This window comes from Halorubrum orientale (assembly GCF_059623105.1).
Window position 1 is genome coordinate 264,853 of sequence record NZ_JBSPSR010000001.1, and the last position, 18,199, is coordinate 283,051.

The 18,199-nt window shown below is 66.4% G+C and carries 19 protein-coding genes; 14 read left to right on the top strand and 5 right to left on the bottom strand.

Annotated features, from left to right (window positions below):
* Positions 1-74 precede the first annotated feature (74 nt).
* The 4 genes from ACWUI7_RS01325 to ACWUI7_RS01340 all read left to right on the top strand — a co-directional run bounded on the left by ACWUI7_RS01325 (position 75) and on the right by ACWUI7_RS01340 (position 4,798).
* Complete coding sequence (locus ACWUI7_RS01325) at positions 75-569, top strand: thioredoxin family protein (RefSeq protein ID WP_496640350.1); 495 nt, start codon at positions 75-77, stop codon at positions 567-569.
* Between the two features lie 107 nt (positions 570-676).
* A complete protein-coding gene (locus ACWUI7_RS01330; protein WP_496640351.1) occupies positions 677-2,125 on the top strand; it encodes an ATPase domain-containing protein in 1,449 nt (482 codons plus the stop codon).
* Positions 2,118-3,968, top strand: a complete 1,851-nt coding sequence (locus ACWUI7_RS01335) for a PAS domain-containing protein (protein WP_496640352.1) — start codon at positions 2,118-2,120, stop codon at positions 3,966-3,968. The genes ACWUI7_RS01330 and ACWUI7_RS01335 overlap by 8 nt, the downstream gene beginning before the upstream one ends.
* 89 nt (positions 3,969-4,057) lie before the next feature.
* On the top strand, positions 4,058-4,798 hold the full coding sequence (locus ACWUI7_RS01340) for a hypothetical protein (RefSeq protein ID WP_496640354.1): 741 nt from the start codon (positions 4,058-4,060) through the stop codon (positions 4,796-4,798).
* Positions 4,799-4,861: 63 nt separating this feature from the next.
* Here the strand turns inward: ACWUI7_RS01340 and ACWUI7_RS01345 are convergent, their stop codons facing one another.
* From ACWUI7_RS01345 to ACWUI7_RS01355, 3 genes are all read right to left on the bottom strand, one after another.
* Entirely contained in the window at positions 4,862-5,035 is a 174-nt protein-coding gene (locus ACWUI7_RS01345) for a hypothetical protein (protein WP_496640355.1), read from the bottom strand.
* Entirely contained in the window at positions 5,032-6,228 is a 1,197-nt protein-coding gene (locus ACWUI7_RS01350; RefSeq protein WP_496640356.1) for a hypothetical protein, read from the bottom strand. The genes ACWUI7_RS01345 and ACWUI7_RS01350 overlap by 4 nt, the downstream gene beginning before the upstream one ends.
* A 62-nt stretch (positions 6,229-6,290) precedes the next feature.
* Positions 6,291-7,322 (bottom strand): asparaginase, encoded by a 1,032-nt coding sequence (locus ACWUI7_RS01355; protein WP_496640357.1) that lies wholly within the window; start codon positions 7,320-7,322, stop codon positions 6,291-6,293.
* Between the two features lie 224 nt (positions 7,323-7,546).
* Between ACWUI7_RS01355 and ACWUI7_RS01360 the strand changes: the two genes are divergently transcribed.
* Both ACWUI7_RS01360 and ACWUI7_RS01365 read left to right on the top strand, forming a co-directional pair.
* Positions 7,547-7,846 (top strand): DUF8028 family protein, encoded by a 300-nt coding sequence (locus ACWUI7_RS01360; RefSeq protein WP_496640358.1) that lies wholly within the window; start codon positions 7,547-7,549, stop codon positions 7,844-7,846.
* Between the two features lie 74 nt (positions 7,847-7,920).
* Positions 7,921-9,591, top strand: a complete 1,671-nt coding sequence (locus tag ACWUI7_RS01365; protein ID WP_496640359.1) for a DUF255 domain-containing protein — start codon at positions 7,921-7,923, stop codon at positions 9,589-9,591.
* Between the two features lie 18 nt (positions 9,592-9,609).
* Here the strand turns inward: ACWUI7_RS01365 and mptA are convergent, their stop codons facing one another.
* Positions 9,610-10,536 carry a GTP cyclohydrolase MptA gene (gene mptA / locus ACWUI7_RS01370; RefSeq protein ID WP_496640361.1) on the bottom strand — a complete coding sequence of 309 codons (927 nt, stop codon included), beginning with the start codon at positions 10,534-10,536 and terminating at the stop codon, positions 9,610-9,612.
* A 177-nt stretch (positions 10,537-10,713) separates the two neighbouring features.
* On the opposite strand from mptA, the gene ACWUI7_RS01375 reads away from it, so the two are divergent.
* The 8 genes from ACWUI7_RS01375 (at position 10,714) to ACWUI7_RS01410 (ending at position 17,220) form a co-directional block, all read left to right on the top strand.
* Positions 10,714-11,004 carry a 50S ribosomal protein L21e gene (locus ACWUI7_RS01375; protein WP_496640362.1) on the top strand — a complete coding sequence of 97 codons (291 nt, stop codon included), beginning with the start codon at positions 10,714-10,716 and terminating at the stop codon, positions 11,002-11,004.
* 1 nt (position 11,005) lies between these two features.
* Positions 11,006-11,362: an RNA polymerase Rpb4 family protein gene (locus tag ACWUI7_RS01380; protein ID WP_496640364.1), complete on the top strand. Its 357-nt coding sequence runs from the start codon at positions 11,006-11,008 to the stop codon at positions 11,360-11,362.
* A 134-nt stretch (positions 11,363-11,496) separates the two neighbouring features.
* Positions 11,497-12,417, top strand: coding sequence for a 16S ribosomal RNA methyltransferase A (locus ACWUI7_RS01385; RefSeq protein WP_496640365.1), 921 nt, complete (start codon positions 11,497-11,499; stop codon positions 12,415-12,417).
* Between the two features lie 65 nt (positions 12,418-12,482).
* Positions 12,483-13,676: a mechanosensitive ion channel family protein gene (locus tag ACWUI7_RS01390; RefSeq protein WP_496640585.1), complete on the top strand. Its 1,194-nt coding sequence runs from the start codon at positions 12,483-12,485 to the stop codon at positions 13,674-13,676.
* Positions 13,673-14,251, top strand: a complete 579-nt coding sequence (locus ACWUI7_RS01395; RefSeq protein ID WP_496640367.1) for a HemK2/MTQ2 family protein methyltransferase — start codon at positions 13,673-13,675, stop codon at positions 14,249-14,251. Before ACWUI7_RS01390 ends, ACWUI7_RS01395 begins: the two co-directional genes overlap by 4 nt.
* Before the next feature lie 45 nt (positions 14,252-14,296).
* The gene (locus ACWUI7_RS01400) at positions 14,297-15,295 is read left to right on the top strand and encodes a 5-methyltetrahydropteroyltriglutamate--homocysteine methyltransferase (protein WP_496640368.1); all 999 of its coding nucleotides are present in this window, start codon (positions 14,297-14,299) and stop codon (positions 15,293-15,295) included.
* Entirely contained in the window at positions 15,295-16,368 is a 1,074-nt protein-coding gene (locus ACWUI7_RS01405) for a methionine synthase (RefSeq protein ID WP_496640370.1), read from the top strand. Before ACWUI7_RS01400 ends, ACWUI7_RS01405 begins: the two co-directional genes overlap by 1 nt.
* Before the next feature lie 102 nt (positions 16,369-16,470).
* Complete coding sequence (locus ACWUI7_RS01410) at positions 16,471-17,220, top strand: sugar phosphate isomerase/epimerase family protein (protein WP_496640371.1); 750 nt, start codon at positions 16,471-16,473, stop codon at positions 17,218-17,220.
* A 36-nt stretch (positions 17,221-17,256) separates the two neighbouring features.
* On the opposite strand, the gene ACWUI7_RS01415 is transcribed toward ACWUI7_RS01410, so the two are convergent.
* The gene (locus ACWUI7_RS01415) at positions 17,257-18,180 is read right to left on the bottom strand and encodes a DUF7547 family protein (RefSeq protein WP_496640372.1); all 924 of its coding nucleotides are present in this window, start codon (positions 18,178-18,180) and stop codon (positions 17,257-17,259) included.
* Positions 18,181-18,199 lie beyond the last annotated feature (19 nt).

Below are 18,199 nucleotides of genomic sequence, written 5' to 3' on the forward strand. Positions count from 1 at the left end.
TTCGCTCCCGCGACATATATGTGGTCGGCCACCCGACCGCAAAGCATATTGTTCAATATAGACAATATTGCTGCATGAGCGACGCCGACAACACAGACGCGAGCGACGAGGCTGCCCGCAACGAGCGCGAACAGATTCGCGAACGGAAACGCCGACAGCTTCGCGAGCGATTCGAAGATGGGGGCGCCCGAGCCGATGCAGCCAGCACCGACGCAGACGGGGCCAGGAACGTCGACGCGACCGAAGCGCCGACAGACCCAGTCGACGTATCCGGACCGGACGCGCTACAGACACTCGTCGACGAGCACGACGTCGTATTGGTCGACTGCTACGCCGACTGGTGTGGGCCCTGTCAGATGATGGAGCCGACCATCGAGGAGTTGGCGAGCGAGACCGGTGCGGTCGTCGCGAAGGTTGACGTCGACGCCAACCAGGGGCTCGCCCAACAGCTCGACGCCCGCGGCGTCCCGACATTCGTCCTCTACGCAAACGGACAACCCGTCGACCGCTTCGTCGGTGCCCAAGACCGAACCACGCTCGAAGGAGCAATCACGAGCGCGGCGGGCTAACCGCCGTCGTCTGTCGGCGCTCGGGTGAACCGTCCGATCGTCTCTCCCGACTGGTGATTGGTCTCCCGACCGATCGTATTATATTAGCGGCCGCGTGAAATCCGTCAATGACGATGGCGACGGAGCGCGACCGGTGCTCGACGGGCGTCCCCAACGCCGACCGGGTGCTTGACGGTGGACTCCTCGCGGAGTCCGCGACCCTGCTTCGGGGTGCTCCTGGCGCCGGCAAGACCATCTTCGGCCTCCACTTTCTCACGGCCGACCCGGCCGACACCGGGTTGTACATCAACCTCGGTGAGCCACCCGCGTATCTTCACGAGACGGCCGACCGATTCGATCGGCCGACCGACACCGTCGACGTTCTCGACCTCTCGCCGTCGGGCGACGCGTTCCACGGCGACAGCGCCTACGATCTGTTTCATGCCGACGAAGTCGAACGGTCGCCGATCACCGAGTCGATCCGCGATCGCGTCGACCGCGTTGAGCCGGACCGGGCCCTCGTCGATCCGATCACAGAGCTCAGGCACCTCGCCCCGGATGAGCGGCAGTTTCGGACGCAGGTGCTCGGACTCATTAATTTCCTGAAAGCGCGCGGTGTCACGGTCGTGTTGACCTCACAGGCGGCGAGCTCAGTTCCAGACGACGATCTTCAGTTCCTCGTCGACGCCGTGATCGCACTCGACGTCGACGAGCACCGCCGGACACTCTCGGTGCCCAAATTTCGTGGATCGGCGGCCCGCCGCGGTCCCCACACGGTGACGATCGACGATGCGGGAATGCGTCTATGGCCACAGCTTGACCCGGAACGCCACCACCGTGACCGCCCACTCGATGAGCTCGCCTCGGGTGTCGCGGGCCTCGACGGGCTCCTCGATGGCGGTATCACCATGGGTGCGCTCACGTTTCTCAGTGGGCCGACGGGCGTCGGCAAGACGACGACGGCACTACAGTTCATCACACAGGCCGCACGCCGCGGCGAGGAGTCCGTGCTCTACAGCTTCGAGGAGAGCCCCCAAACGATGGTCGCACGCGCCGAATCGATCGGGATTCCACTCAGCCAGCTACGTGAGGCGGGTACCGTCGCGATCGAGTCTATCGGTCCTAACGAGATGACCGTCGACGAGTTCACCGCCCGGCTCCAACAGCGGGTTGAGGAGGGAGCAACTGTCGTCTCGATCGATGGCGTCGCGGGCTTCGAGCGGGCGTTTGCCGAGGATACCGGCGACCCGATTGACGCACTCGTCGCCGTTGCTCGGTATCTGCGAAACATCGGCGTCACCGGGCTGTTCACCAACGAGGTACACCAGATCACCGGCGACTTCTATGCGACCGAACAACGCGTGAGCCACCTCGCAGACGACATCGTCGTGTTCCGCCATGTCGAGTATCGCGGCGAACTGCAGAAAGTTGTCGGGGTACTTAAACGACGAACCAGCGCGGTCGACACCGGTCTTCGCCTCTTCGAGGTCACGGACGAGGGTATCGTCGTCGGTGAGCCGCTCTCTGAGCTCCGCGGCATCCTGACGGGGACGCCGGACTGGCACGACAATGGCTGAGGACCTCGACACACCCCTCGGCGGGGTAACGTTCGACACGCAACCCACTGCGGAGCCGCCCCGTATCTACCCGCTCGTCGCCGACGACGGGAACCGACGCGTGTTACGTGAGTGGCTCGAGGACCACGACGCGTACGCGGTCGCGGACACCGATGAGCCGCTGACGGCTGCTGCCTTCGACCTTTGTATCACCGACCAGGGCGGGCTGCGCCGATACACCGACGCGATCGAGGCGGTCAAATCGGCGGCTACGCCCGCGCTGGTGCCGGTGTTGCTGCTCGTCTCAGAGGTGACGCCCGACCTTCTCGAAACTGACCGCGGCGAGCTCGCCGACAACGCCTTCTCGACGACGGTCGATGAGCTGATCTCGTTGCCGATCCGACAGGCGGAGCTCGCGTGGCGCATCCGGGCGCTGTTGCGGCTCCGCGACCAGTCGCTCGAACTGCGCTCGTGGGCGAGGGCGCTCCGTCGGTTTCGCGAGGCGGTCGAGGCGTCTGGACACGCGATCTGGATCGGCGACGCAGACGGCACGATCGAGTACGTCAACCCCGCGTTCGAGGCGACGACCGGGTACGCCGCCGAAGCGGCGGTGGGCGAACACGCGTCGATGTTGCGGGCCTCCTCGCCAGACGGCGGCCGCGACGAGCGGGTCTGGGACGTGGTCGAGGCGGGCGATACGTGGCGCGGCGAGGTGATTCATCGGCAGGCCGACGGCGAGCGGGCCGTCGTCGACCAGACGGTCGCGCCGATCGTCGACGACAACGTGGTCACCGCGACGGTCGCCGTCCTGGTCGACGTCACCGACGAGCGGGCGCTCGAGGACCGGCTCAAGCGACACCGCGACATCGTCCAACGGCTCGACGACCCGATCATGTTACAAGACCGCTCCGGCGCGTTCGTCCTGTTCAACGAGGCGCTCGTCGAGTTCGCCGGGCTCTCGGGGTCGGCGCTCGTCGGCGCCGACGAACACGCGTTCATGGACGACGAGACCGCGACGCGGATCGAACGACAGAAGCGAGCGGTGCTCCGGACCGAGTCACCGGCTCACTATGCCATCTCTCCGACGTTCGAACACAGCGGCAAGGAGGCGTTCTTCAGCACGAGCCGCTACCCGTACTATGACGAGGACGACGAGCTCGCCGGCACCCTCGCTATCTGCCGAGACGTCACCGACCTCGAAGAGCGGACTCGACAGCTTCGGGTGATGGACAACGTGTTGCGCCACAACATCCGCAACGACATGAACGTGATTCGCGGTACCGCGGTCGACATCCGCGAGCAGACGACCGGTGAGTCGGCGGCGGCCGCGGCCACCATCGTCTCGCACGCCGACGACCTCCTCTCGACGAGCAAGAAGTCGCGGGCGATCACGGCCGTGCTCAGCGAGGATGCGACCCGTCGGCCGATAGACGTCGCCGAGACGGCGCGGCAGGTCGCCGCCGACCTCGACGACGACTATCCGGCGGCGACCGTCGCCGTCGACGCGCCAACCGAGACGCTCGCGCTCGTGACCGACGAGATCCAGACGGCGGTCACAGAGCTGGCGGCGAACGCGACCACACACCACGACCGGGAGTCGCCGCACGTCGAGATCTGCGTCGCCGACCGTCCCGCTGAGGACGCCGTGACCATCGCTGTCACCGACGACGGCCCCGGGATGCCGGATCTCGACCGCGAGGTGCTCGTCTCGGGACGTGCAATCGAGTCGCTCTCACACGGGAGCGGTCTCGGGCTCTGGTTAGTATACTGGATCGTCCACCGGTCTGCGGGGTCGATCGCGGTCACCGACCGCGACCCACGCGGCACGCGCGTCACTCTGTCGCTGCCGCGAGCCGACGACTGACCGGTGCGCGGCCGATCGCTGCCCGCGAATCGCGGCCCGCAGACGGTCCAGATCGGACCCGTTAACCGGCCGTCTCCCCACCCGTTTGTATGGACGACGACCTCCCGGCACGAGACGTAGCCATCCGCGAACTCGGCCACTCGCGGTACGACGCAGCCGCCGACGCCTACGTCACCGCCGCAAGGGCCGGCCTCGCCGGTCACGGACCGACCGGACACGGCGCGTACGAGTCGACCGAACGCTCCCGGGCTGGGAGCGCACTCGCCGCCTTCGCCACCGCGGCGGTGTGTCGTCGGATCGCCGGCGCGGCGGGACGGGCTCGTGCACACGCTGCAGAGGGTATCGTCGTCGCCGGCGAGCTCCGTGAGCACGTGCTTCAGACGCCTGTCGAGCAAGCGGCGTGTCACGAGTTTGTCGGCGACCTCCGTGCAACCATCGGCGATACGGAGCGCGCGAGCGAGGCGTACGACCGTGCGGCCGCAGCGTACGGCGACCTCACGCTCGACTCGCCGGGCGCCGAGACCGGTCGCCCGTTCCTCCAGGCCGGCACGGAACTCGCGGCACACCTCTCACGGCCGGACGACCTCTCGTGGGACGACCTCCACGGCAGCGGCGACGACGCACTCGACCGCCGCGTTCGGCTCAAACGGTCCCGAACCGCGACCATCGTCGAGGCTCGGGTCTCCGACGGGAAACTCCACGCGCCGCGTGGGTCGACCGAGTACAACACGGGACGGTTCCGCTGTCCGGACTGCGGGTCGGACGACGTCAACTACGTCGCCGACACGACGCTCTGTCTGCGGTGTTCAACGCCGACCGACGCAGTGTGACCGCGTGTGACGCCTCGTCGCTCACGCGACGTGGTTCACACCCCGATACCCACGCGGCTCAGCTCACGGGTCCTCACGCAGCGCGCTCGCGAAGTAGTCGTCACCACCGAGTCGGTCCGTGATATCTTCGAGGTGGCCGCGGTCGCAGACGTCACATCGCTCCGCCGATGCCGGTGGTGACGGCCGCGCGAACACCGTCGCACAGCGGTCGCAGGCGACGAATCGGAGCCCCGTCATCCGAGGTAGTCGAAGGCGACAGCGAGGTTGTTCGCGCCCCGGAAGACGAAGCGGTATCGTCCCGGCTGCAGCGACGGACACACCCGCGCGCTCGACTGCGGATGGTCGGCGACGACGCCGGACTCGGTCAGTTCGATCGACCACTCGAATCCAGCTCCTGGGGAGAGCCGGATCAGCTCGTCGGTGTACTCGAACACGCCGTCGTCGTCGCCGCGCACGTCGACCCAGCCGTCCGCGGTCTGTACCTCGAATGCGTATTTGTGCCGGTTCTCGACGCCTATCGGCCGCGCCGAGACGTTTGTTAACCGGATCTGGACCGTATCGCCTCGATTGAACCGTACTGACCCATTCTCACGCTCGCCGCCGTTGCTCGTGGTCTCGTTGCTCCCGTCGGGCTTGTGTACCCGAAGCGCTAGACCGGAGTCAGTCGTCACACCGCCACCTGCTCCCCAGTTTACCGGCGGCTCGTAGCCACCCCCTACGCGCTCGAACGCCTCATCCGAGCAGGTCAATGCAGCCGGGACCGCCGGTGGGTCACCGCTCGGCTCTACGACACCGTTGAGCGCGGCGGGGTCGCGGACGCCGTCGGCCGCCGACAGGGTGGTAGTCGTGTCGAACCCGTCAGTGATGGTGACACGCGTCGTCGACGGCGCCGACGCAACCGCAACCCGACAGAACACACCCACGAACGTGATCGCTTGTCCGCAGATCGCTCCCTCGTCGCCCGTGTTGACGGCGGTCGCAGTCACCGTCAGCCGGTCACCGTCGACAGAAACATCTTCCACTGTGATATGCCCGTAACAGGTGTTTGGTCCAACCGACTCGACGTAGAGGAGCACCGCCGCGTCGAAGTCCGTCTCTTCGACGAAAGCGGTCGTCTCGGTATCGGCGTCGCGTAGGAGCCACGCCGCGTCATCGCGCGCTTCGATCAACGTACAAAACCCTGGTCGCTCGTCCCGTCGCCAGGCGGGACCCGAAAGTGCCCGTCCGACCTGGTGGACGGTCACGTCGGTGACTGCAGACGACGAGCCGCCCTCGTTGACGTCGGTGCCGGTCGCGTTGGTGTCGACTCCCGCGTTTGACCCGCCGTCCGTCGATCCGTCTCCGCCGTCGTCCACGCACCCGGCAAGTGTCGCGAGTCCGCCGAGTGTCCCGACGCCCGACAGCGTCGACCGTCTGGATAGCTGATGCATGGGTCGAGGTACGTCGCCATCGAATAAGTGTGTCGGGGGCGCAGGCGACAGCCGCGTCGCGCTCAGGGCCGCACGAAGAGCTTGCCGAGCGACTCTCTCGGGACGCCGGCTGCCAGTCCAAGCGCTACGCCGACCCGGGCCTTTGCTGCCGGTAGGTCGTCGGCGAAGACGACACCGTGCTCGGACAGCGTGACCGCGCCTCCGGGCGTGCCGTACACCGGTTCGGTTGGCCCTACCGGCCGCCCAGCAACGACGACCGGTACCCGCGGTACGGCCTCGGCGATGGCGTCACCGATGGCACCGGTTGCGTTACCGAGGCCGGTCCCCTCGACGACGATTCCGCCGACATCGGCATCGAGCGCCCGTTCGATCCCGGCCCCCGAGACGCCCGTCCCCGACGGGATAACCGGGACCGCTGGCACCGACTCCTCGGCCGCCTCGGGGTCTGACGCGTCTATTGATCCGTCAGGCGCACACAGTGGCTCGCTTGCGACGCCCCGGCATGGCTCCCGGAGCAGTCGCGTCGTCGACCGTGTAACCGTCGCGACCGGGGCTGACGCCGGCGACGCCATCGTCGAGAGCGCGTTGCTGTGAGTCTTCACTGCAGCGCGACCGGCGTGGACCTCGTCGTCGAACGCGACGTGAACCCCGGGAGCGAACCGCTCGTCAGCGGCTGTTCTCACTGCGAGCGACAGGTTCGCTGAAACGTCACTCGACGGTTCATCGAGCCGTCGCTGAGCTCCGGTTACGACAACCGGAATGGGGAGGTCGGTCAGCAGGTCAAGCGCATAGGCGGTGTCGGTGAGCGTGTCGGTCCCGTGTGTTACGACGATCCCGTCCGCACCATCGGCGACGGCCTCGCGTGCGACGGTGACGACGGCAAAGAGGTCTCGCCAGCGAACGTCGAACCCGGGCTGTGCACACGCTTCGCGCGCCGACACAGTCGCGTAGTCGGTTACACTCGGCACCGCGTCGATAAGGTCCGATCCGTCTTTCGCCGGTGCCGCGCCGTCCGCGTCCGGCTCCGAAGCGATGGTGCCGCCGCAGGCGACGACACATACGTGTGCGCCCGGCTCGTCGGTGTCGTGGTCCATGACCGTGCTGCTCGGGCGATGGACAAATGGTTTCGCCCCTCGGCAGTCGTCGTGTGGCTGCCGGCACAACACAGATATCGAAACGGCGGCTCTCAGGCGTTTGTAAAATGTCTACGCTGATCTCGTCGGCTCGTAAACGGTTCCGAAACCGTCGTGAAATCCGTGAATCTCGTCGAACGCTCTGTGGGCTATATGTGGCCACCACCCGTGTGTCCAGTCGTCAGATGTCCACTCGCGTCTCCCTCCCGGCACTCGCTCACCGCGTTCCCCTCGCCGCTCAGCTCACGCACACCGTCCGTGCAGCCGCGTTCTGGACGGCCGTCGTCTCGCCTATCGGCTACCCGATACTGCTCTCGGTTGGCCTCGAGGGCACGACCGGACTGGCGTTTCTCGGCTTACTCTGTCTCAACGCGCTCGCGCTCGCCGTCGGCCACGACTACGACCCGAGCGGGGGCGGTGATACCGGTGGTACTGGTAGCACGGAGCCGTCCGGCACCCGCGACGGCACCGCCAACACTCGCTAACGGGCCAGTCGACCCACGCGGCCGCATGCTCCCGGTCTCGAAGCGCTTACCGGTTCTCGGCCCGAGCAAATCGTATGACCGACGCGACGCAGGTCGAGTGGCGGCCGTGGGGGCCTGAGGCGTTCCGTGAGGCGGACGAGCGCGATTGTCCCGTGCTGCTCTCGCTTTCGGCCACTTGGTGTGCGGGCTGTCATGAGATGGACGTGACGACGTATGCCGAGCCCAGGGTCGCCGCCAACGTCAACGAGTGGTTCGTGCCGGTCCGTGTCGACATCGACCGCCGACCACGCGTTCGTGAGCGGTACAACATGGGTGGCTTCCCGACCACGGCGTTTCTCACCCCCGACGGCGAGCTCCTCACGGGTGCAGGGTACCTCGGTGTCGCTGGGATGCGCCAGGTCCTCGAGTCCGTTGGAGAGATGTGGCGCGAGGAGGGCCGCGATGCCGGCCGCGTTCCCCGGGCGCTGACAGACGACCGACCGCCCGCCGGAGATCTCTCGGGGGCCGTTGAGCGTCACCTCGTCGGCCAACTCGAGTCGGCGTACGACGAGCGCCACGCCGGTTGGGGCACCGACGCGAAGTTCCCGCTCCCACGTACCGTCGAGTTCGCGCTCACCCGCGATCGCGACCGTGCGCTCCGCACCCTCGATGCGGTCCGTGATCACCTCGCCGACGACGTCGCCGGCGGCTTCTTTCGGTTCGCCGGTGCACGTGACTGGAGTGACGTGGCCTACGAGAAAACCGCCGATACGAACGCGGCGGTCGTCCGCGCGTTCGCTCACGCGTACCTCTACACGGGTGCATCCGCGTACCGCGAGCCTGCCGCGGCTGCGGCTGGCTTCCTCACTGACGACCTGTGGACTGGCTACGGCGTCGGGGGAAGTTTCGGCCCCGGACTCGGCCGTGCGTACTACGCTGCCCCGGCCGAAGATCGGACTGACCTTGACCCTCCGCGTCGAGACCTCACCGTCTTCGCGGGGGTGAACGCACTTGCGGCTGACGCGCTGCTCACGCTTGCGGCGTACACGGACGACACCGAGTCCCGGGAGTACGCCGACCGAATCCTCGACGGGCTCACGCGTGACCTCGTTGACACGGAGACCGGACGGGTACGCCACTTCCGGCCGGCCGACGACGAGACCGCCCCCGTCGACCTCCTCGAAGACGTCTCCCGCGTCGTGAGTGCCTTCGTTCGGGCCGGCGGCGTGCTCGGATCCGGCGTCGACGTCGCCCGGGCGGTCGCCGACCGCGCGATCGACCGACTTCGCGTCGACGGCTCGTTCGTCGACGGGCCGCGGTCCGGACCGGCCCTCCTCGACCGGCCGTTTCGGCCGCTCGATGGTAACGTGGAGTTAGCACTGGGGCTGTGTGACCTTGCGGCCATCACCGGCGAGGACCGGTACCGTGTGGTCGCCCGCGAGACAGCCGCGGCGTTCGCCGGTGCGACCGACCGACTCGGCGTCCAAGTTGCCGCGTACGGCAGTCTCGTCGGTCGGCTCCAGCGAGGAACGACGACGATCGTCGTCGGCGACGAGCCGGGGAGTAACCTCCACCGTGCCGCCTGGCGGGTCGCAGACCACGAGAAAGTAGTCGTTCCGAACGCCCATCGTGAGGGGGCGCCGACGCCGCACCGCGTGGCGCCCGGATCGGCAGTTGTGGTCGTCGATGACGATATTTCTGAGCCGGCGACGACACCCGACGAGCTGATGACGCGGGTCGCAGCCGTCGCGGAGTCGTGGGCGTAGACGCCGTTTCGACCCTGCTTATCGCCCGAGCTCGCCTCTGAGGTCGCCCATGGTGACCTCCCGCTCCGCGTGGGCGTTGTGCTGGTGGATCGATTCGTCGTTCGATTGTTTCATGTGAATCACGGCGTCGTCATTCAGGTGGTCGAACTCGGCTATCGTCCCCTCAGCGAGCGCTCGCACACAGTCTTCGACGAACTTTGCGTCGGCGTGTGCTTGATACGTCATGTGGTCCTCGTCGGGACGCTTCGCCATGTTGTAGATCCGCGCACTCATCGAGTCGCGGGCGACGTCGATCACGTCACGAAGGTCGACCGCTGGATTTCCGTCGGTCGTGACCGTGAGCGTCGCGTGGCCGCGCTGGGAGTGGCCCGGCTGTGGGACGGCCTCAAGGAAGGCTTCTGTGGTCTCCTCGTCGACGCCCAACCGGTTGAGCTCCTCGCGGGCGCGTGATTCGGACATTCCCTGTGAGCACGGACAGACCGTCATCCCTGTGACTTCCGCGCCAATCTCCGCGCGGGTCCCCTCATCTGTCGCGGTTGCACTCGCGATTATTGTCGCCGTACTCTGGGTTTCGAGCCCTGAAGCAGGCGTCTCCTCGCGTGTGACGAGCTCCGCCGTCATCGACACCTCGGCGGTGGTCGTGTAGTCGTGTTTCTCGAGTAGTCGCTCTGCGGCGTCGCCACAGACGTCCTCGACTCGGTACGCTTCCTCGCGGGTGATCTCCTCTAAGATCTCGTCTATCGTCGCGAGGTTCCGTGACATGTCGATTCCTTTCCGGCCGCTCGGGAGATCGACGAACACCTCGAACTCCGCCATGAGAACGATCGGGCGCTCGTCTTTGCGCGCGAGCTTGACGAGTTTCTCTACGCCGGTGACGCCGACCTGCGAGAGCCCGACCGTCACGTCGGGAGCCGACGCCTGTACGTCCGGCAGCTGATGACTCATTACGCATATTCCACGGTAGCGACGTGATTAGTGCTTTCGATACCACGACACCTCGGTTGGTCGACCGATCACACAGCTCCCTCGAGAGCACCCGACAGCTGTCGTGCCGCCTGATACCGCCCTCGTCGCGTAACGCACGATTTATACCCTCGGCAGCGGAATCATTTCTCAACGACTATGCCGAGTTCCAATGGCCCCCAGAAGGCGACCCGAAACAAGCTGTCGAACGACCCACGAGACCGTGGCACGTCTCCGCCACAGCGAGCGATCCAGGAGTTCGAACCCGGCGAGACCGTCCACCTCAAGATCGACCCGAGCGTGCAGGACGGGCGGTACCACCCGCGGTTCGACGGTCGCACCGGCACCGTCACCGGGAAACAGGGGGCCGCGTTCACCGTCGAGATATCGGACGGCGGAACGACGAAGACGCTCATCGTCCGCGCCGCGCACATGCGCTCGCAGCAGTAAGATGACGATATTCAAGGAGAAAGTCGACGAGGAGTACTTGACCACCGCCGAGGCGAAAGCCATCCTCGCCGAGATCGAAGCCGACCGCGCAGCCGACGAGGAGCGAGAGCTTCGGTACGAACTCGCTCGCGCGATCGAACACGTGAATCGATTCGGCCACCTCGACGCCGAGGAATCCCGCGAGCTCGTCGAAGCGCTCATCGACCTCGATCCAATCGACGTCTCGACCGCGGTGAAGATCACCGACCTCCTCCCCGAAGACCGCACCGAGCTTCGGTCGGTGTTCGCCCAGGAGCGCTACTCGCTCGACGGCGAGGAGCTCGACGAGGTCCTCGCCATCGTCGCCAAGTACGCGTAACGGATCCGACGGTCGTCACCGTCGCGGAACGCATTTGAACGTCGCTGAGACGCTCGGGATTCCCTGGTATCGCTGTCGACACTCTTTAGCCGGCAAACGTGGGGTTTACGCCGGCTGACGGCCTACACTCAGGTATGACCGATCGATCGACGAGACCCACGCCCGCGTACGGGTCGCGCGATCCGGACGGCCTTGCGCGCCGCGCCGGCGCCCAGGCGAACCCCGACCGCGATCAACACTTCCTCGTCGACGATCGCGTGCTCGACCGACTCCCGACCTACCTTCCGGAAACCACCGACACGAGCCACCTCCTCGAGATCGGCGGCGGCGCCGGCGCCCTCACCGACCGACTGCTCGCACACGCGGGTGACGGTACGGACGACCCGGCGACGACGTCGCCGTCTGGACGGGTTACGGTCGTCGAGCGAGATCCGGCATTCGCCGCGTTTCTGCAGACGGAATTCTCGGGGGCCGTCGAGACGGGCGCGCTCGAGGTAGTCGAGGGAGACGCTCTCGACGTATCGCTGCCGTCCTTTTCCGCCTGTGTCGCGAACCTGCCGTACGGCGTCTCCTCTGCGATCGCCTTCAGACTCCTGCCGACCGGCCGGCCACTTGTGTTGATGTTTCAAGCCGAGTTCGCCGACCGGATGGTCGCGTCGGCCGGAGAGTCGGCGTACGGCCGGCTCTCCGTCTCTGCGCAGCACTACGCCGACGTCGAGATCGTCGAGCGCATTCCAAAGGAGGCGTTCGACCCACAGCCCGCCGTCGAGAGCGCGGTCGTCCGCTGTGTGCCACGGGAGCCGGCGTATACAGTCGACGATGAGGCGTTCTTTTTACGCTTCGTGAAAGCGCTTTTCACCCAGCGCCGGAAGACGGTTCGAAACGCCATCCGAAACACTGCCCACATTTCCGGGCTCGGCACCCCCGAGGCGGTCGTTGAGGCGGCCGAGGAGTCGCGACTCTCGCGTCGACCGGGTGACCTCTCGCCGTCAGTATTCGCAGCGCTCGCGCGGCTCGCGGCGACCCACGGCGAACCGGAGGCGGACCCGTCGTAATGGTCGCTGCGGCCGGCGCTGGCAGCGTGTTTGCCGCGATCGAGCTGTTAGTCGTCCTACCGGATATGCCGGTCGCTACTGGCGTCGTTGATCGACTCGACACCGCCACACTTCGACGGATCGCGGTCACTGTTGCCGTCGCCGCCGCCGTGTTCGCGACCCGTCTCGTCGTCGGCCGTGTGAAGCGTCGCGCTGACGCCCTCTCGACGACGCACCGGCTACTCCTCTCGACGTCGGTGGCGGCCACCACCGCGGCTGGCGTGCTCGCGCTCCTCGTGGTGTGGGAGCGAAGCGGCGCAATCGTAGACGCTGTCCAGTCGGCGGCGATCGCAGACCAGTTGTCGAACGTCGTGCTCGCGGTGATCCTGCTCGCGAGCGCGTACGCCCTCACAGACTTCCTCGGTGGGGTGATTCGCGAAGTTGCCGCCGAGAGCACGGCGGTCTCCGACCACCAAGAAGAGGTGCTTCGGCGGGTGCTCCAACTCTCGGTGTACACCGCAGTCGGGCTGGTGACCGTCGGGCTCTTCACCGACAACGTCGGCGGCCTCCTCGTTGGGGCTGGGTTTTTGGGGATCGTCGTCGGGATGGCCGCCCGCCAGACGCTCGGGGCGGTCCTCGCTGGCTTTGTCTTGATGTTTTCGCGCCCGTTCGAGGTCGGCGACTGGGTGTCGGTCGCCGAGTACGAGGGCACGGTGACGGAGATATCGATCCTCAGTACACGACTGCGGTCGTTCGACGGTGAGACGGTCACCATTCCGAACGACGAGGTGCGGTCCGGCGCGATCGTCGACCGATCGCGGCGCGACCGACTCCGTATCGAAGTCGAGGTCGGCGTCGACTACGCGGCCGACCTCGAGCGGGCAACCGCGGTCGTCGAAGACGCCGTCGTCGACGTCGACGGGGTCACCCGGATGCCACAGCCGAACGCCGTGACGAAGCAGTTCGCCGACTCGGCGGTGGTGCTCGGCGTCCGCTACTGGATCTCGAATCCGAGCATGCGAAAGCGATGGCGGACACAGACCGACGCGATGCACGGTATCAAAGCCGCCCTCGAGGCGGCAGGGATCACCATCCCGTTCCCACAACAGACGCTGTCGCGCCGGACCGATGCCGTCGACACCGCCCTCGACGCCCGGGTCGGCGGCGAGGCGACGGACGCCGTACAGACCAACGCGAACACAGAGGCCGATCCGACCCAGGCGGACGCACCGGCCGACACGGGCGCGTCGACGACCGACACCGGGGAGTCCGACACGTGACCCGACTCGATCGCGACCAGCCGACGGTGTACCGTCCCGCAGAAGACTCGGGGCTCCTCGCCGAGGCAGCGGTCGCGGGAGCCCACGGCCGCGTCCTCGAGGTCGGCACCGGGTCCGGGTGGGTCGCAGAACAGCTCGCGACCGAGCGTGGTCTCCACGTCGTCGGCAGCGACCGAAATCCGCACGCGGCCCGTGAGGCATGCGACCGTGGCGTCGAGGCGGTCGTCGCCGACCTCCTCGAGCCGTTTCGTGCCGACGCCTTCGACACAGTGTGTTTCAATCCGCCGTATCTCCCGACAGACCCCGACAACGAGTGGGACGACTGGATGGAACAAGCGCTCTCTGGTGGTGAATCCGGCCGGGAGGTCATCAAGCCGTTCTTGACCGACGTCGGTCGAGTGCTCGCGCCCGGTGGCGTCGTCTTCCTCCTCGTCTCGTCGCTCACGGAGTACGAGGCAGTACTCGAGTTGGTCACGGCCGCGGGCTTCTCACACACCGTCGCGCGTGAGGCGTCGTTCCCGTTCGAGACGCTCACCGTGTTGCGACTCGAGGCGGTAGATAATTCGGGCGCATAAATACGGTTCGCAAATATTATACAGCGGCATACCGAATGCTCGGTGATGACCGAACGAGTCGCGGCTACGCCGGGAATCTACCCGCTCCCGGACTGGGCGAAAGAGTCGTTATCTGAGCTCAAGGGACATCAGAAGGGTGATCTCTTGGGCGGCAACGAGGGCGGGGCGATAGCCGAAGCGTACGACGAGGTACGCATCGAACACGTCGACGACCAACTCGAGGCCGGCCTCGACCTGCTCGTCGAGGGACAGGGCCGGTGGGACGACATGCTCGCGCATCCGCTCACGCTCCACGACGCTGTCGAGACCGGTGGGATCGTCCGCTACTACGACAACAACAACTTCTACCGCGATCCGCGGGTCACCGGGGCGCTCGACGCCTCCGGCGACGTCGCGGCCGAACTCGAGGCGGCAGCCACTATCGCGCCCGACGAACCGCTCGCGGCGACGCTGCCCGGCCCCTACTCACTCGCTGACCTCGCGACCGACGAGCACTACGGTGACGAGGCGACGTTCCAGGCCGCGATCGCCGACTACCTCGCCGGTGAGGTCACCGGGTTCCCCGAACACGAGACGTTGTTCCTCCTTGAGCCGTCGCTCGTCGAGAACCCGCCAGTTGACGGCACCGAGTCGCGCGCGACCGACGCGATCCGGACTGTCGCCGACGCTACCGACGCCGACGTGGTTGTTCACACCTACTGGGGCGCGCTTGACGAGAAACTCTACGCGCACCTCGTCGACGAGGCAGGCGCAGACGCGTTGGGGCTCGATCTTATCGCTGGCGACCGCGACGACACGGTGTATAACGTTCAGGAGTACGGCGCGACCGACTCCGTCGCCTTGGGGCTCGTTGACGGCCAGAACACGCTCGTTGAGGAGCCAGAGACGATAGCCGAGCGGGTCGATTGGTTCGAGTCGAAGGCGCCGGCACAATCGTACGAGACCACATACCTGCTCCCGAACACCGAGCTGTTTTATCTCCCAGAGAACAAGTACCGCGCGAAGCTCGCGGCGCTCGCGGCCGCCACGGAGGTGGTGGCGTAATGGTTCGCACCCCTGCTGGCAACCGCGCGCAGTTCCGCCCCGCAGATCACCCGAACGAGACGTTCCTGTTGACTACCGTCGTTGGCTCGTATCCCAAGCCGAAGTGGCTGAACCGCGTTGACGAGCTGGTTAAGGACCCCGACTCGAAGTTTGACGCGACAAACCTTACAGAGGCACACGACGACGCCTGCCGGCTGATAACCCATGAACACGAGCGCGCCGGGCTCGACACCGTCGTCGACGGCGAGATGCGCCGCAACGAGATGGTGGAGTTCTTCGCCGACCGCATCGACGGTTACGAGTTCAACGGACCGGTGAAGGTGTGGGGGCACAACTATTTCGATAAGCCGAGCGTCGTCGAGGAGGTCACCTACGACGAACCGTGGCTTGTCGACGAGTTTGACTTCACCACTGGTGTGGCCGAGCGCCCGGTGAAGGTCCCGATTACGGGGCCGTACACGCTCGGCTTCTGGGCGTTCAACGAGGCGTATCCTTCCACCGAGGAGCTGGTCTACGACCTCGCGGACCTCGTGAATGAGGAGGTCGAGCAGCTCGTCGATGCCGGCGCGCGGTACATCCAGATCGATGAGCCCGCGCTGGCGACGACGCCCGAAGACCACGCCATCGTCGGCGAGGCCCTCGACCGGATCGTCTCTGGCATTCCCGAGGAGGTGCGGATCGGACTTCACGTCTGTTACGGCGACTACTCGCGGATCTACCCCGAGATCAACGACTACCCAATCGACGAGTTTGACGTTGAGCTGTGTAATGGCGATTACGAGCAGATCCCGACGTTCACCGACCCCACGTTCGAACCCGACCTCGCGTTAGGCGTCGTCGACGCCCACACCGCCGAAGTCGAGCCCGTCGAGGAGATCAAAGCGAACATCAGAGAGGGCCTGCGCGTCGTGCCGCCAGAGAAACTCACGATCTCGCCCGACTGTGGGCTGAAGCTGCTACCGCGAGAGATCGCGTACGGAAAGACCGAGAACATGGTCACGGCCGCCCGTGAAGTCGAAGCCGCGATCGACGCGGGCGAAATCGACCTCGACGCGCCGGCAATGAGCGACTGAGAAGACTGCCGTTGTGAATCGCGCTCGTGGTCGCTCACTGCAGGCGCTCGACTGTACGACTGAGCAGTCGCCGTTAAGTACACGCCGACCCGACGGCCCGGCATGGATATCGGTGTGACCGTCGGTGACGATCTTGACCGGCTGGCGGCATCGCCGGCGGCGTTCGACTTCGTCGAGCTCGGCGTCGGCGCGGGTAGTCTCCCGCCGGCGGAGATCGACCCTGCCCGGCTCGAACGCGGGCTCGCCGACCGTGACCTCGTCGTCCACCTTCCGTACAGCCAGCTCCTCACGAGCTACGCACCCGAAGTCAACGACGCCATCCTGGCCTATCAGCGTCGACTACTCGAGTCGGTAGGCGCACTCGGCGCGACGAAGGCCGTCCTCCACGCCACCTCTGCTGACCGTGACGACGTGGCGTTTCGCGAGACAGCGGTTGAGCAGGTTCGACGTATCGTGGCGGTGGGTCACGAGGCTGGCGTCGAGGTGGTTGTCGAGAACGTCGGCCATCAGCACCGCGGCATCCAGCTGTCAATTCTTGGCGACATCGCAGACGAGACCGGCGCGTCGGTATGTTTCGACGTGGGCCACGCCTACATGGAAGGCGGTAATGATGCGATCCGACGGTTCCTCCGTCGTCACGAGGACCAGGTCTCACATCTTCACTGTCACGACGTTCGCCGGCGCGGTGATACGCACATGCCCGTGGGTGCCGGCGAGGTTGACTACGGTGTCGTGAGCAACGGCCTCAACGACTTCGACGGGACAGTCGCTCTCGAGGTGTTCACCGATGACGACGCGCTCTTATGTGACTCGGCGGCACGTGTCGCCGACCACCTCGGTGCCGAGTGGTGAGCCAGTAGTCGTGGCGGTCGTAGGCGTCCGACTCGCTCAGGCGTCTTTCGACGACCCGTCGTCGCCCGCGTCGTCGCTCTCGCCCGCGTCGTCGCTCTCGTCCACGTCGTCGTCGCGAGACTCGGCGGCCTCCTCCTCGTCGTGCTGGTCGTCGACTCCCCCGCCGTGCTGGTCGTCAACTCCATCGTCGCCCACCTGTCGTTTGATCGATTCTAACTCGGACTCGACGTCGACTGCCGGCCGGGCCGACTCATCGGGCGACTCGGTCGACTCGTCGTTCGCCGCGTCCTCGGTCTCGTGGGTGCGGTCCTCAGACGCTCGGTCGCTCGTGTCTGCACTCGGTCCGGTCACGTCGATGTGGACCGCGTCGGGTCTCTCGGCCGACGTGCGATCTGGCGTCGACTCACGACGATCCTCCGTCGACTCACGACGGCCCGTCTGCGACTCCTGTGAGTCAGATCGTCGGCTCGCGTCCGCGTCGGCCTCGGCTCCCTGGATGGCGGCTTCCACCTCCGCGGAGAGGTCGCGCGCCTCCTCGAGGATGGTTCGTGAGACCGCCTCCTCGGGGAGGTCTGCCTCCTCGAGGGCTCGCTGCAGTTCTGAGAGCGACCGTGCGAGGCCGGTCCGTGCGCCGTCTCTGACGGCGCCGAGGGGGGTGCCGGAGGTGCCGGTGTCGTCGCGAGCGCGTCGTTGCTCGTCGCCAAGGCGTCCCTCAGGGTCGACGAGTCGCAGGGCCCCCCGCACTAGCTCCAGCGACGTGATCGTCGTCTCAAGAAGGGCGATCACGGTTGGGATGGTGTACTGCTCGGTGAACCGTAGCAGCTCCGTGAGCCGTGGGGGACGCGGTGGCGTCCGACGATCGCTCTCGCGAAGGTCCTCGCGGAGGTCGTCGAGAATCACCGCGAGCTCGTCAAGCCGCGCCGCGATATCATCGTCTCGTGGGTTGTCGCGCTGGCTCATGACCACTCGTTGGTCGTGA